14 protein-coding genes, 1 pseudogene and 1 riboswitch are annotated in these 14,969 nt (G+C 36.1%); of the genes and pseudogenes, 12 read left to right on the top strand and 3 right to left on the bottom strand.

Going from position 1 to position 14,969, the window contains the following annotated elements; all coding sequences use genetic code 11:
• Positions 1 to 122: 122 nt before the first annotated feature.
• The 5 genes and pseudogenes from ACSVDA_RS18665 to ACSVDA_RS18645 all read left to right on the top strand — a co-directional run.
• Positions 123 to 404: pseudogene (locus ACSVDA_RS18665) on the top strand (PH domain-containing protein); the annotation flags it as partial.
• A 180-nt stretch (positions 405 to 584) separates the two neighbouring features.
• Complete coding sequence (locus ACSVDA_RS18660) at positions 585 to 1,703, top strand: GAF domain-containing sensor histidine kinase (RefSeq protein WP_485885093.1); 1,119 nt, start codon at positions 585 to 587, stop codon at positions 1,701 to 1,703.
• A gap of 112 nt (positions 1,704 to 1,815) precedes the next feature.
• Entirely contained in the window at positions 1,816 to 2,451 is a 636-nt protein-coding gene (locus tag ACSVDA_RS18655; protein ID WP_320210421.1) for a response regulator transcription factor, read from the top strand.
• A gap of 339 nt (positions 2,452 to 2,790) precedes the next feature.
• Positions 2,791 to 3,321, top strand: coding sequence for an NADPH-dependent FMN reductase (locus tag ACSVDA_RS18650; RefSeq protein WP_485885091.1), 531 nt, complete (start codon positions 2,791 to 2,793; stop codon positions 3,319 to 3,321).
• A 91-nt stretch (positions 3,322 to 3,412) separates the two neighbouring features.
• Complete coding sequence (locus tag ACSVDA_RS18645) at positions 3,413 to 4,651, top strand: MFS transporter (protein ID WP_485885089.1); 1,239 nt, start codon at positions 3,413 to 3,415, stop codon at positions 4,649 to 4,651.
• Positions 4,652 to 4,711: 60 nt separating this feature from the next.
• On the opposite strand, the gene ACSVDA_RS18640 is transcribed toward ACSVDA_RS18645, so the two are convergent.
• Entirely contained in the window at positions 4,712 to 4,951 is a 240-nt protein-coding gene (locus ACSVDA_RS18640) for a YhdB family protein (RefSeq protein WP_320210424.1), read from the bottom strand.
• A gap of 391 nt (positions 4,952 to 5,342) precedes the next feature.
• Here ACSVDA_RS18640 and ACSVDA_RS18635 point away from each other — a divergent pair, with 391 nt between their 5' ends.
• Together ACSVDA_RS18635 and adhP are read left to right on the top strand one after the other, a co-directional pair.
• Complete coding sequence (locus ACSVDA_RS18635; protein WP_485885086.1) at positions 5,343 to 6,758, top strand: SpoVR family protein; 1,416 nt, start codon at positions 5,343 to 5,345, stop codon at positions 6,756 to 6,758.
• Between the two features lie 309 nt (positions 6,759 to 7,067).
• Positions 7,068 to 8,078: an alcohol dehydrogenase AdhP gene (gene adhP / locus ACSVDA_RS18630; protein WP_485885097.1), complete on the top strand. Its 1,011-nt coding sequence runs from the start codon at positions 7,068 to 7,070 to the stop codon at positions 8,076 to 8,078.
• Positions 8,079 to 8,300: 222 nt separating this feature from the next.
• On the opposite strand, the gene ACSVDA_RS18625 is transcribed toward adhP, so the two are convergent.
• Both ACSVDA_RS18625 and ACSVDA_RS18620 read right to left on the bottom strand, forming a co-directional pair.
• Complete coding sequence (locus ACSVDA_RS18625; RefSeq protein WP_485885084.1) at positions 8,301 to 9,140, bottom strand: bifunctional 5,10-methylenetetrahydrofolate dehydrogenase/5,10-methenyltetrahydrofolate cyclohydrolase; 840 nt, start codon at positions 9,138 to 9,140, stop codon at positions 8,301 to 8,303.
• A gap of 178 nt (positions 9,141 to 9,318) precedes the next feature.
• Positions 9,319 to 9,402, bottom strand: a riboswitch (ZMP/ZTP riboswitch).
• A 257-nt stretch (positions 9,403 to 9,659) separates the two neighbouring features.
• Positions 9,660 to 9,899, bottom strand: coding sequence for a YueH family protein (locus ACSVDA_RS18620; RefSeq protein WP_485885082.1), 240 nt, complete (start codon positions 9,897 to 9,899; stop codon positions 9,660 to 9,662).
• Positions 9,900 to 10,280: 381 nt separating this feature from the next.
• Between ACSVDA_RS18620 and ACSVDA_RS18615 the strand changes: the two genes are divergently transcribed.
• The 5 genes from ACSVDA_RS18615 (at position 10,281) to ACSVDA_RS18595 (ending at position 14,958) form a co-directional block, all read left to right on the top strand.
• Positions 10,281 to 10,868, top strand: a complete 588-nt coding sequence (locus ACSVDA_RS18615; RefSeq protein ID WP_485885080.1) for a 4Fe-4S dicluster domain-containing protein — start codon at positions 10,281 to 10,283, stop codon at positions 10,866 to 10,868.
• Positions 10,869 to 10,914: 46 nt separating this feature from the next.
• Complete coding sequence (napA, locus tag ACSVDA_RS18610) at positions 10,915 to 13,470, top strand: nitrate reductase catalytic subunit NapA (protein WP_485885078.1); 2,556 nt, start codon at positions 10,915 to 10,917, stop codon at positions 13,468 to 13,470.
• A gap of 11 nt (positions 13,471 to 13,481) precedes the next feature.
• Positions 13,482 to 13,895: a nitrate reductase cytochrome c-type subunit gene (locus tag ACSVDA_RS18605; RefSeq protein ID WP_410625520.1), complete on the top strand. Its 414-nt coding sequence runs from the start codon at positions 13,482 to 13,484 to the stop codon at positions 13,893 to 13,895.
• Between the two features lie 251 nt (positions 13,896 to 14,146).
• Positions 14,147 to 14,407 (top strand): chaperone NapD, encoded by a 261-nt coding sequence (locus tag ACSVDA_RS18600; RefSeq protein WP_485885076.1) that lies wholly within the window; start codon positions 14,147 to 14,149, stop codon positions 14,405 to 14,407.
• Positions 14,404 to 14,958: a 4Fe-4S dicluster domain-containing protein gene (locus tag ACSVDA_RS18595; RefSeq protein WP_485885074.1), complete on the top strand. Its 555-nt coding sequence runs from the start codon at positions 14,404 to 14,406 to the stop codon at positions 14,956 to 14,958. Before ACSVDA_RS18600 ends, ACSVDA_RS18595 begins: the two co-directional genes overlap by 4 nt.
• Positions 14,959 to 14,969 lie beyond the last annotated feature (11 nt).

Raw genomic sequence — 14,969 nt, 5'->3', positions numbered from 1 at the left:
TTGTCTTCATTAATTAGTCTTAACTTGGCATTAGAGTCACCGAAGGTGGCTTAATAGCTTGTTTTGTACTCTATTTAAGATAAGGGATGCTCCATCAAATTGTGTAACAATTAGTTGGAGAGGTTCACAAGGCTTTTAAGCTTATAAGAGACTCTATTGTTTTTACAAATAAGCGCCTCATTTTAATTGATAAGCAAGGAGTAACAGGGAAGAAAACAGAATTTCATTCAATTCCATACAAAAGTGTAAGTCATTTTAGTGTGGAAACAGCTGGCACATTCGATATCGATTCAGAATTGAAAATATGGATATCAGGTTCAAGCCAACCAATTTCAAAACAATTTAAAAAAGACAAAAACATTTATGATATTCAAAATTCTTTAGCCACATATGTTATGAAATAACTAACATAAAAGTAAATGAGGGGCTCAAATTTATAGAGCTTCTTTTTTACGACTAAAGAAGTAGGGGTTTTTAAGACTAATTTCTATCGATACAGCAGTTGTTCATTGCTATAATTAGTAATAACTTGTTATTGGATTACTATTTAGCTAATCATTTTGAGGGGATGAGGTGAATCAACATTGACAAATGAACAGCGAATTCAAGAATTACATACACTTAAAACAATTGCTGAAACGTTAAATCAAGCTAATGATTTGTATCTCATGTTGGCTGATGTTTTAAAAGAACTCCTTCAAGTAACGGGCCTTGATACTGGATGGATATTCTTTATAGATGAGAAAGAAAATTTTCAGCTCGTTGCAGATTATAATCTTCCACCTGGTTTGGTATGGAAGAAGAAGAAGCCAATGTGTGAAGGTGGGTGCTGGTGCTTAGATCGTTATAATGATGGACGGCTTCAAAGAGCCGCAAATATTATTAATTGTAAACGAATTGAAGATGCGATTGAATATGACTGGGGTGACACAGAAGGCATTACTCATCATGCTACTGTACCGTTACGAGCAGGTGAGGAAAAATTTGGGTTGCTTAATATCGCTTCCCCATACAAAACTCATTTTACAGATGAAGAACTAGCTTTACTAGAAGCTGTTGCTTATCAAATAGGCTCAGCAATTAAACGTATTAAGCTTGTTGAAAAAGAGCAGCAAGTTGCACTTATTGATGAACGGAACCGTCTAGCACGAGATTTACATGATTCAGTTAATCAACTTCTTTTTTCTTTACAATTAACTGCTCGAGGAACAAAGGAAATGACAGATGATCTGAAAGTGCAAGAAATGCTTACATATATGCAGGAAGTATCGCATGAAGCATTACAGGAAATGCGTGCTTTAATTTGGCAATTGCGGCCACAAGGATTAGAAAATGGTATTGGCAGCGCATTATGTGATTATGGTAAGGTACTAGGTTTAACGGTTTGTATTGATGTAAAAGGGATAATAGATTTACCGAATCATGTTGAAGAATGTTTATGGAGGATCGGCCAAGAAGCTTTAAATAATATAAAGAAACATGCAGGCACAAAAAACGCTACAATTGAATTAGAAATATCGAAAAAACAGGTAAAGCTAATGATTATTGATAAAGGTTGTGGTTTTCAATATAATCCGGGCGTAGAGATGCCTTCTCTAGGACTGGCAGGCATGAAGGAACGTATTGAGATGCAAAATGGGAGCTTAGGCATTCAAAGTAAGATTGGCAAAGGCACCAAGGTTGAAGTGACCGTACCCTTGTAGCTATCTAATGGCTCGCTATGTTGAGAATTTTATTTCGGTAGACTGGCGTATAATTCGATAAATGAATGTAGTATTAAAATCTATTAAAAAAATTTAATAAGGGGGAGAGGAAATGTCAATTAGAGTACTTATAGCTGACGATCACCATGTTGTACGGAGAGGGTTATTATTTTTTCTTAAAACACAAAGTGACATCGAAGTTGTTGCTGAGGCAACAAATGGTCAAGAAGCGGTTAATCTTACACAAGAACATCAACCAGATGTTGTCGTTATGGATTTAATTATGCCAATTATGGATGGGATTGAGGCGACTAAAGCAATTAAAGATAAATATCCGAAAATAGCGATATTAATGCTTACAAGCTTCTCTGATCAAGATCATGTAATTCCGGCTCTACGCGCAGGTGCAAATGGTTATCAATTGAAAGATGTTGAACCTGATGAGCTAGTAAATTCAATAAGGGCTGTATATCGTGGAGAGAGTCAGTTACATCCAAAAGTGACTTCTCATGTGATGTCCCATGTTCAAAGTGGTGGTCAAGAAGAAGAGAATTTGATTGACCAATTAACAAATCGTGAGAAGGAAGTTCTCTCGGAAATAGCTAATGGGAAAAGTAATAAAGAAATAGCAGCAAGCTTGTACATCACTGAAAAAACGGTCAAAACACATGTTTCAAACATTTTAGCAAAGCTTGAGTTAAGCGATCGGACACAGGCGGCGCTGTATGCAGTGAAGCGTGGTATTTGATACCACCTAATTGTATAGACAAGCTTCGTCTGGTCACAATTTTATAAGACTATAGTCGTAGAATGATTTGTATTTAGTCAGTCAATATGTGTAGAGAATGTTCATTAAAAACACTGATTTAATCTTTTGAAGTGCTAGTTATACTATATATAATACCAGGCTCTTTTCATAACTTTGTGGCTTTAGTTTCTACACTAGGCATCATTCTATAGCCGAAAAGATGCCATGATATATGTGCCTATTTTTAAGTACAAAAAACAACAATTTATGCGAAAAACAGCTTTATAAAAACAACAACACAAAAATGTCTAAAAATAACAAACGAAGGAGAATAATTTTATGAATATTGTAGTTATTAATGGAAGTCCAAGAAAATCGGGTAGAACAGGGGTTGCAGCAAGGTTTATATCAAAGGAATATAAAGCACAGTTAATTGATCTAAGCGATGGTACTTTGCCACTATATAACGGTGAAAGTGAGCAGGACACAATAGATGCAGTACAACAACTTAAAAACACTATAAAAAATGCAGATGGAATCGTGTTAAGCTCACCTGAATACCACAGTGCGATGAGTGGCGCCTTAAAAAATGCGCTAGACTTTTTAGGTGGAGAATACTTCCGTCATAAACCAGTTGCTTTATTAGCGGTTGCCGGAGGCGGAAAAGGTGGTATGAATGCATTAACTAATATGAGAACGACTGCCCGCGGGGTATACGCAAATGTGATTCCTAAACAGCTTGTATTAGACCCAATTTACTTTGATCTAGAAAATGATGCGCTTACCGATGAAGGTAGCCAATTAGTTGATGGGTTAATGACTGAACTACAGTTATATGTAAAAGCGTATGGGCAAGTGAATTCATTTTAATAAATTGTTAAAAAAGCATTAATCATGATGTGGGTATACCGAGAACTAACATCTGTTCTTTCCATACGATTAAACCGAAAGGAGGGACTGAATGAGCACACTTTTTCAAGATCAACGTTTATATAAAATCTTATCAGCTAACATATTTTCTTCTATTGGTACCGGAGTGACAATGATTGCCATTCCTTGGCTATTAGTAACAGAAAAAGGTGGAGCAGTCATATTAGGTTTTGCAACAATTTGTATGACCATTGCCCAATTTATACTAGCCCCATATATCGGATATATGATTGATAAGCTCTCAAGAAAAGAGATTTTAATTGTCGGTGAAGTGATTGGTTCAATCATAATCAGTTTATTTGCTATATATGGAATTGTGAGTGGCAATGATTATGACCTATGGATGTTAATTGTATTATTTGCTATGGGTGGGCTTTATTATTCATTGTTTTATCCTACAATGTTTGCCTTTAATCAAGAAATCTTTACTAAAGAGCAATATAAATCATTAAATGGAGTCATGGAAATTCAAGGTCAGTTGTCAACGGTAATTGCTGGCGGGGTTGCTACAATACTTATTAGTAGAGTGGATTTGTCGTTAATTTTATTACTTGATGCAATGACTTATGGTGGTGCAGCTCTAATGTTTTATTTAATACCATACAAAAGGGCTCAAAAGTCTGGTCAAAGTAATGACTCTCTATTGTATAAGCTTGCAGAAGGATATCATTATATGAAGAAATCTCCTATGTTGTTCTTGTTCTTTCTTGCATCATTTATGCCCTTCATCGGTGTTATGGTATCAAATTATTTGAATCCAATATATATAGCAAATGTCTTAGAAGCTGACGCGTCAGCATATGGAACATCGGGAATGATATATGGAGTTGGTGCAATTGTTGCTGGAATTTTCATACCTTTATTCGCAAAGAAAATAGGTAATGAACGATCTATCGTAACTACTGTATGTATATATTCGATAGCAATTACTATGTTAGCTATTTTTCCATACTTATGGGTGTTTTATATAGTGAAACTATTTACTGCCTTTGGGAATGCGGGTACTCGAGTAGCAAGGAACTCTTTACTTATGGAGTTAATTCCAAATGACAAAATTGGTCGTGTGGATAGTTTGTTCCGTGTAATAGGTTTAGGTATAAGAATTGTCCTGCTTATTGTTTTTACTAGCGTAATTTCAGATACATCAGCAATCATACCATTTGGGATACTATCTGTACTATTACTAGTCGCAGCTATGACTGTTATCCTCACGTATGTTATTGTTTTTGACAGTCGAAGCCGATTAAAAAAATCATCAGAATATATGTAATAAATACAAAGGGTAGAGCTCAAAATATGGCTCAACCCTTTTGTTATTATAATTAATTTTTCACCAATATTCTTCAATATCCTCTTGACTAGATGTAATCGCATGATCAACATATCTAAGAAGGGAGTACAGATTATTCTCAACAGCTGTATAATCTTTTGAAAAATTATAAGCATGTAGGAAGTGTTCAATTTTTTTTGATAAAAATTGATCCTTTGTTCGTACCATCAAAATTAACAAGTTATCCCACTGCGAGCGATGTGTATAGTATAACGCTCTATCGTAATCAACGATGTTCATTGAGATCACCCTCCTATTCGGAGTTATCATTAGTATGTTTTACTTAATGAAAAAATTTCGCTGTAAATGTTGGACGATAATATAAAAAGAAGGGTGAAACTCAATTCCCATCATTTATCTGACAAAAATTATATAAGTAGTGGCAAAAATAAATATGATAAAGTGTGGAAAAGAGGATATCACAGAAGATGGTGCGATAGTTTTCCTTTTTGGAAAAGTTAATTTCCTCCATACAGTTTTAATGAGGTTCGTTATTTTTTGAATACGTTCTATCTAACCGATTTCGATTCGTTATTTTAAGTAATTTTTATTTTTAAATGGTGAGCTTTCATCATTTCGTCATAACACTCATACATTGTTGGTAAGAAGAGACAGGGGGAGTGAATGGCAAATGAATGAAGGTGCACGTAAAGAATTGGAATATGCCATTGATGAAATTACAGAAATTGCAGAGGGGTTCGGCTTAGATTTTTATCCAATGCGGTATGAAATTTGTCCTGCAGATATTATATATACTTTTGGAGCATATGGGATGCCAACTCGTTTTTCACATTGGAGCTTCGGAAAGCAATTTTATAAAATGAAAATTCATTATGACTTAGGGTTAAGTAAAATATATGAATTAGTTATCAATTCAGATCCGTGTTATGCTTTTTTACTTGATACAAATTCACTCATTCAAAATAAATTGATCGTTGCCCACGTATTAGCGCATTGCGACTTTTTCAAAAATAATGTCCGTTTTAGTAATACAAAAAGAGATATGGTAGAGAGTATGGCTGCCACAGCTGATAGGGTTAAATATTACGAATTAATTCATGGAAGGAAAGAAATAGAAAAATTTCTTGATGCCGTTCTTTCTATACAAGAACATATCGATCCATCACTCATGCGTCCTAAGCTAGCATGGCATTATGATAACGATAATCTAGAGGACAATATCCAGAAGCAACGAACACCATATGATGATCTATGGACTTTGGATGAAAAGGACAAAAATAAGCCGCTTAATAACAAAAAGAAGAAAAAATTTCCTCCAAGCCCTGAAAAAGATATTATGCTTTTTATAGAAGAATACAGCCGAGAGCTAGAAGATTGGCAACGAGATATTTTAACGATGATGCGAGAGGAAATGCTATACTTTTGGCCACAATTAGAGACCAAAATCATGAACGAAGGCTGGGCATCATTTTGGCATCAGCGGATACTAAGGGAGTTAGATTTGTCGAGTGATGAATCAATTGAATTTGCAAAATTAAACGCGGGTGTTGTTCAGCCTTCGAGAACGAGCATCAATCCATATTATCTAGGGCTGAAAATATTTGAAGACATTGAGGAACGGTATAACAACCCTACAGAAGAAATGATTGAGCACGGTGCCCAACCACAGTCAGGACGTGAAAAAATGTTTGAAGTAAGAGAAATAGAATCAGATATATCTTTTTTACGGAATTATTTAACGAAGGATCTTGTTTTCCGCGAAGATATGTATTTGTTTCAGAAACAAGGTAAAGATTATAAAATCGTTGATAAAGATTGGGAAAATGTACGTGACCAACTTATTAATATGCGAGTAAACGGAGGATTTCCGTACATTACCGTTAATGATGGAGACTATATGAAAAATGGAGAGCTATACTTAAAGCATTGGTATGAAGGAATCGAACTTGATTTAAAATATTTAGAGAAAGTACTTCCTTTTATTTATCAGCTATGGGGTAGAGCAGTTCATATAGAGACAGTCATCGAAAATAAAAACATTTTATTTACTTATGAAGGAAAAAATGTCCACCGAAAGTATATGTAATAAGGTTAAGCATAATTAAGAGCATGATGGGTCGGATCATCTATACTTGAATCTATATTCCCTACTCAGGGGTCAAAGCGGAGGGTCGGACCCTTACGTATAAAGTATGTAACGGTTCACATAAGTGTCATAAATAGTAAGTTTTTCAATGGATAACATATAGTAAGATATAGCGTAAGGAGTTATTTTTTTTTACTTAGTTTGTGAATAATATCACAAACTTTCGAATAGTATTGTTCAACTATTGGGATTTTGAAATGGAGGCGATATGAAATGGGAAATTGTAACTGTAACCATAATCATGAAACGATGAAAGCAGCAGTAGTAAAAGAATTTAAGAAGGAGTTATCGGTAGAATGTGTTGAAAAACCGAAGGCTTCTAACGGACAAATATTAGTGAAAATAAAAGCTTGTGGTGTGTGCCATACTGATTTACACGCAGCTCATGGTGATTGGAAAGTAAAGCCTAAGCTACCATTGATCCCTGGTCATGAAGGAGTGGGAGAGGTTGTAGAGGTTGGCGAAGGTGTTACACACCTCAAAGTTGGAGATAGAGTAGGTGTACCTTGGTTATATTCAGCTTGTGGACAATGTGAATATTGCTTAACTGGAAGAGAAACCTTATGTCTTAACCAGCATAATGCAGGATATTCTATCGATGGTGGATATGCAGAATATTGTTTAGCAGCTGCTGATTATGTAGTTAAGGTACCAGAAAATTTAGGCTACGTAGAAGCTGCACCAATTTTTTGTGCCGGTGTGACAACATATAAGGCGTTAAAAGTTAGTGAAGCTAAGCCAGGTGATTGGGTTGCTATCTATGGTGTAGGTGGATTAGGACATGTAGCTGTACAATATGCTAAAGCAATGGGATTCAAAGTCGTGGCTGTAGATACATTTAGTGAAAAATTAAATCTTGCTAAAGAGCTTGGAGCAGATGATACTGTTAACCCACTTGATGAAGATTCTGCAGAATACATCCAAAGGGAGTTCGGTGGCGTTCAAGCATCGATTTGTACAGCAGTTTCAAAAAAAGCATTTGATGAAGCTTATCGTGCAGTAAAACGCGGTGGAAAATGTGTTGCAGTCGGACTACCTCCTGAAATGATCGAAATACCAATATTTGATACAGTTTTAAATGCTGTTAGTGTAGTGGGATCGATTGTTGGAACTAGAAAGGATTTACAAGAGGCTTTACAATTTGCTGCAGATGGAAAAGTGAAAACAACGGTGACGAAAGCTAAGTTAGAAGATATTAACGACATATTTGCTGATCTTGAAGCGGGCAAAATTAACGGACGAGTTGTTATGGAAATATAAAAAGGCTCTTTTCATAAACTTTGTTGCTATTGTTATCCAATTAGTACCAAAAAAAGTGGTTTAACACGGTTAGTCATTGTTGTACAAAAGAAAAGATGCCACGAACTATAGTTGTGTACGTGTTTTGTTCTTAGTACGAAAAGCAACAATTAATGTGAAAACAACCTATAAAAAAGAAGAAGAAAGCTCAAAAGCAACAATTGCTTTTGAGCTTTTCTATATTTATAAGGTTCCTTCAGCTGAATCAACGGTATGTTTTAATAACATTGATATAGTTACAGGTCCAACTCCTCCTGGGACTGGAGTGATTGCACTAGCATATTTTAAACAGCTATCATAATCTGCATCACCAACATTTCCTTTGTTGTAACCTGCATCAAGCACGACAGCACCTTCTTTAAGCCATTCTCCTTTAATAAAATTAGGTTTGCCAACTGCAGCAACGACAATATCTGCTTGTTTAATAATGTCTGCTAAATTTTGTGTTTTTGAATGACATGTCGTTACAGTTGCATTCCTGTTAAGCAGCATCATTGACACTGGTTTTCCTAAAATAGGGCTTCGTCCAATAACAACTGCATGTTTACCTTCAATTGGCAAGGAATAATAATCGATAATTTCTAAAATAGCTGCAGGTGTACACGAAGGATATTTTCCAAAGCCGAACGATGTTTGTCCAAAACCGAGACTAGTGACACCATCTACATCTTTTTCAATATCAATTGCTTCAAAGGCAGCCCGTTCATCTATATGGCTTGGCACTGGGTGCTGTAATAAGATGCCATGTGTAGAAGGATCATTATTAAGCTCCTGAATGATTTGTAATAGTTCTTCAGTTTGAGTTTCTTTTGGTAGATGAATGCGTTTTGAGAAAATGCCTAACCGGTCGCACGCATTCCCTTTCATTTTTACATAAGTGGCAGAAGAAGGATCATCTCCAACTAAAATTGTAGCTAAACAAGGATTAACGCCTCGCTCTTTTAATGCAGATACACGCATTGTTAAGCTGTCTTTTACAGAATTGGCAACCTTAGTTCCATCTAAAATCAATTTTTCTTCCAACTTTATCCCTCCTATATTATATACAAAGAGGCTGGAGAAAACGTAATAGTGCTTAATAGTCTAATATTTTCATGTATTCCTGTTTAATGAGAAGAGCCTAATTTGTTTTAATGTATGGTTCCTACATTCATATCAATAAAAACTCCTAGACTAAATTTGGCACATACGCTGATCCAGATGCCTCTGCCCAGACGACACGGCAATTTCTTTTACAGCTCCCTCGTGGTTCATTCCACAATTGTCGTCAGTAACTGTAAAAAATAACGGCTCTTTTTTCGTAAACTTTGTTGCTAATGTAATTAAATTCAACAGTATGTTGAGGATATCATGCAGCTTTCTACAAAATTACAAGAAGTATAGATGCCATGTACGCTCGTTCGTATACTGTATTTTCTTTGTTAGAGAAGCAACAGTCAATGCAAAATATGATAGACCATGTTTATTGTATAATAAATCACGAACAATATCTACAAAATAACCTAGTAATGTTCAGTTTTTTATGTATAACTAAAATAATTGTCACATTTCACGAACCCACTGTGATATTTTGTTAGTCAAGTCTTGAGAAGTGTCTGCATTTGTATGGGATTTGAGTGAAGAATTAAGTATGCTTTTAAGCGTTTCAGCGTCCAGTTCATAATCAACTTTGAAAGACCACTCAATAATTGGAATGGCGATAATAGAATACTCTTCTTTTTTATTTTCGTATAAGTATATTTTTTCTTGTTGATTATTGATTATAGCTTTCCGAATTTTCATCTTCATCATCCTTATTATCCATAATGTTTTAGTAAATAGTAGCCTGCTTTATATACTAATTTGTTGTTGCTTTCATTGTGCACAACAGAAGCAGCTTTTCCATACATTTATTTTTGATGAAATTATATGATTTGTAAAGTCTGTATTAATGAATTTCATAAAAAACGAAATAAATGAAGGCGTTTTCATTTATGTGAATAGGTGTGGCATTTTTGTGAAATAAATGTGAAGTTTTATTTTGAAATTGTCAAAAAGTATGTTGTAGTGATGTTAATTAATGTGAGATTTATCACATTTTTCAATTATTTAAAATGGTACTTTTATTATGATAGTAATGTTTTTAAGATCTTTGCTCAAGGAGGGGGGATCATTCTGAAAGGTATGAATCTGCTAAAGACATTAATAGGTGGTCTAGCTGCTTACGAATTACTTTCACTTATGAAAGGTGGAAACAAAACTGTTCTTCGTCCTCCTGGAGCAGCTGAAGAAGATGAATTTCTAGCACTATGTGTACGTTGTGGAAAGTGTAATCAAGCATGTCCGTATGACAGCATTAAGATGGGTACTGAGGCGCATGGTTTCGGATTAGGTACACCATTTATTGAAGCTAGAGAAAATCCTTGTAGATTATGTGAAGATTTCCCTTGTATTGAGGTTTGTCCTACAACTGCCTTATTTGGAATTAACAAAGTTGAAGACGTTCAAATGGGAACAGCAATCATTGATCCTGAACATTGTATCGCTTATGAGGGGATGCGTTGTGAAGTATGTTATCGCGAATGTCCGCTTATTGATGAAGCGATTAAATTAGATATTTACTTAAAACCCGGTGACGATATTCATGCAGTGTTCGCCCCAATCATTGATGTCGATAAATGTGTAGGATGTGGGATTTGTGAACAAAGATGTGTTGTTGACAATCCTGTTGCAATTCGTGTGAAGCCACGAGAAGTAAGAGGATTGTTTTAGCTTTTATAAAAAGAAACAGAATTTGTAATGGGGGAGGAGTTATTTAATGGAGTTAACACGCAGATCTTTATTAAAAGCAACTGCAGTTTCCGCAACATTAGCAGTTGCAGGCTGTAAAAAGGATGAAGCGACAACACCAGTAGAACCGCAAAATGATCCTGTCGTACAGGAAATGGCTAACGTTGAACCTGATGAATGGAAATCAACGGTATGTCGCTTCTGTGGGACTGGTTGTGGAGTACTCGTTGGTGTAAAAGATGGTAAAGTTGTTGCCACAAAAGGTGATCCTGACAACCGCTCTAGTCGTGGCTTAAATTGTATTAAAGGGTATTACGTAGGAAAGATTCTTTTTGGCAAAGATCGCTTAACGAAGCCATTAATTAGAGAAGACAAAAGTAAAAAAGGGACGATGGAAGGTTTTCGAGAGGCATCTTGGGAAGAAGCTTTAGATTTAGTTGCAAATAAATTAAAAGAGAATCACGCTAAAGACCCTAAATCTATTGCCTTTTGGGGATCAGGTCAACAGACGATCACTGAAGGGTATGCATCAGTGAAGTTATGGAAAATAGGATTGTTAAATAATAATATTGATCCAAATGCACGTCTTTGTATGGCAAGTGCAGTTGCTGGATTTATGAAGACATTCCAATCAGATGAACCAATGGGATCTTATCGTGATTTAGATGAAGCTGATGTTTTTGTCACATGGGGAGCAAATATGGCAGAGATGCACCCAGTTCTATATTCTCGTCTAACTGCAAGAAAATTAAGTGGTACGAATGTCAAACATTATGACTTAACAACGAGACCATCCCGTACATCTGAAACTGCGGAATCCGTACTTGTCTTTAGACCGCAAACGGATTTAGCTATTGCGAATGCTATCGCCAACTATCTCATAGTCAATGATGCGTATGACAAGAAGTTTGTTGAAGAACATTGTCAGTTCAAAGCAGGTACCGAAAACCTTGGTCACACATTCGATGACAATTATGAAGCTACAGAGGTTGGAAAGGTTGCAGGGAAAGACTGGAATATAACATTTGAAGAATATAAACAAATGGTGAGTGAATACACGCTTGAAAAGGCCGAAGAATTGTCTGGTGTTCCAGCTGAACAGATTGAAGAATTAGCAAAAGAGTTCGCTGATCCGAATAAAAAAATCATGTCACTTTGGACGATGGGAATGAACCAGCATACAAGAGGGACTTGGATTAACAATTTAGTATACAACCTTCATCTTATGACTGGTAAAATAAGTAAACCTGGTAACGGTCCATTTTCATTAACGGGCCAACCAAGTGCGTGTGGGACAGCTCGGGAGGTTGGTGTATTCGCGCATCGTCTACCAGCTGACTTAGAGGTGAAAAAACCGGAACATAGACAATTTAGTGAATTGATTTGGAATCTTCCAAAAGGATACTTAGATCCGATTGAAACACCAGGTTATCATACGGTCAAAATGTTCCGAGAATTGGGTAACGGAAATGTTAAGTTTATGTGGAGTATGTCAAACAACTGGGGACAAACGATGCCTAAGCTCAACCGCTTCAGAGGGAATGATCCTGACGGAAAAGGTGTCAAGGATGGATTTATCGTCGTATCTGAAGTTTATCCGACTCGTTCAACTGAGATGGCAGATGTTGTTTTTCCAGCATCCATGTGGGTGGAGAGAGAAGGACAATTTGGTAATGCTGAAAGGCGTAGTAATGTTTTTGAAAAATGTACCGAACCGCCAGGTGAGGCAAAATGGGATTTATGGGCAATTGTTCAAGTAGCAAAACGTGTGCTTGAAGGTAAAAAAATAGGTGATAAAGATGCCTTTGATGTTATATTCGGCAATATTTGGGATTATGACAAAAATGATTTACTTGAGGACCAGCATGAAGTAAACAAAATACTTTGGGAAGAGTACCGAATGTTCTCTAATCCACATACGCATGAAAATCCTGAAGTACAGGAGCTCGGCAAGCAATTAAAGACTAAAGCAAAACAGTTAGCACCATATGAAGAGTACTTTAAGCAACACGGTATTTGCTGGCCTGTTCGTGAAGTGAATGGCGAATGGCTCGAAACAAATTGGCGTTATTCGTATGGAAAACAAGAGGATGGTTTTGACCAATACAATATTGAGGAATTTGGTCAACCAGGAAGATATAAAGACATTGATTTTTATAAATCTACTGATCATAGACCTACGATTTTCTTCCGTCCATTTGAGGATGCATCTGAGATTCCAGATAAAGAGTATCCGTTTTGGTTATGCACTGGTCGCGTGTTGGAGCATTGGCACAGCGGTTCGATGACGAGACGTGTTCCAGAATTACACCGAGCAGTACCTGAAGCATTTTGTGAAATTCACCCTGAGGATGCAGAAGCATTGGGCATAAAAACAGGTGATATGGTCAAAGTTATTACACGTCGTGGTGAAGTGAAAGTGAAAGCTACAACAAAAGGGCGTGGAAATCCACCTAAAGGTCTTATCTACGTACCATTCTTTGCGGAAGAAACATTAATTAATTTAGCAACACTAGACACATATTGTCCGATTTCTAAACAACCCGACTATAAAAAATGTGCAGTTAAGATTGAAAAGGCTTAGGGGGTGAGCACATGAAAAAAAGAAATTTGTTATTATTTGTAATTTCTGTATTAGTCTTTAGTCTTATTGGTTGTTCAAATGATACTGCAGATCCGGTGCAGCAAACAGAACCAGAAGTAACTGAAGAACCTGTTGTTGAGACGGTCACATTACCACAATTATCATCTGATGACAGAGAAGATGCTGCTTCGATGGTATTACAAGGGGCACCACCAATGCAACCAGATGACCATATTGACAGATGGAACCCTGAGTTACGATATGAAAGCTGTACTGCATGTCATGGAAATGAAGCAACAGGTGCGCCTACACCGCCTGCCGACCATTATGTAGATGACAAAATAGGCAATCCAATCTATAGAGATAACTGTATTCAGTGCCATGCTACACAAAACGATACAAAACCTGCTTTTAACCAACCATAAATGAAAAATATTATATCAATACAACGAGGTAAAGGTGGTTGTAAGTTTCTAAAGAAAAACTTTGCTGTCTACGAAAAAACAACAATACAGACAAAATATATCATGAAAAATATGTCATAAGTAGTACAACAGGCCTCACAATTTCAATATGCTGTACAAGAGTAAAAATTAATCAGCATATAGATTTTATCTAATGTGAGGTCAGTTTTATTTATTTTTCATCAAGATGTATGTGTAAAGGGGGAGATTTTATGGTGATTTCTGGCATCCTTATTGAGACGATTATAGGAAAAGCAACGGAAGCTGCAACCGAACTTGAAAAAATTTCTGGAGTAGAGGTACATCATATTGAAGCTGAATCAAAGGTAATAATTACTCTAGAGGCAGATACGATTAATGATAGCTACGAAACATCGAAGTTATTTGAGGGAATTGAGGGTGTACTTACGGTATGTCTTGTGTATACAAATTTTGAGGGGCAACAAATCTCTGAGGCAGATGTTATACAATGACTGAGAAAATGACTAGGCGCAGTTTCTTTTCACTTAACATCAGTTCTACAATCGGCTTTATAGGGAATTTTATCGCACCACAAATAGAACAAGAGAGAGATTTTATTCGACCTCCAGGTGCAGAAAGTGAATTAGCCTTTTTAACTTCGTGTACTCGTTGTGGTATCTGTAAAGATGTATGTCCAGAAAATACGATTTCTCTTTTTTCAATGAAACACGGAGCAAAGCTTACCAACACTCCCTATCTTGATCCTAATGATATTGCATGTACTTTTTGTGAAAAGTGTATTGATCATTGCCCTACAAGCGCGTTAAGTAAAGATGGCTTGATGCAAAACCCTGCCATAGGCAAAGCTGAAATCAAACAACAAAATTGTTTGGCTTTTCGTGAAGTGATGTGTGATTACTGTGTGAGATCATGTCCTATTGAGGGGGCATTAAAGATAATAGATGGGAAACCTAAAGTTGATGATAAACTTTGTAATGGATGTGGGCTGTGTGTTTCTAGCTGTATTCAACAGTACAAAGGGATATTTGTGAATACTATATAAGCTTATTTTGG

The sequence above is a fragment of the Cytobacillus sp. Hm23 genome (assembly GCF_051842895.1).
Lineage (GTDB): Bacteria > Bacillota > Bacilli > Bacillales > SM2101 > Nanhaiella.
Note: the sequence above shows the minus strand (reverse complement) of the source record. Positions and strands in the feature narration are given on the sequence as shown.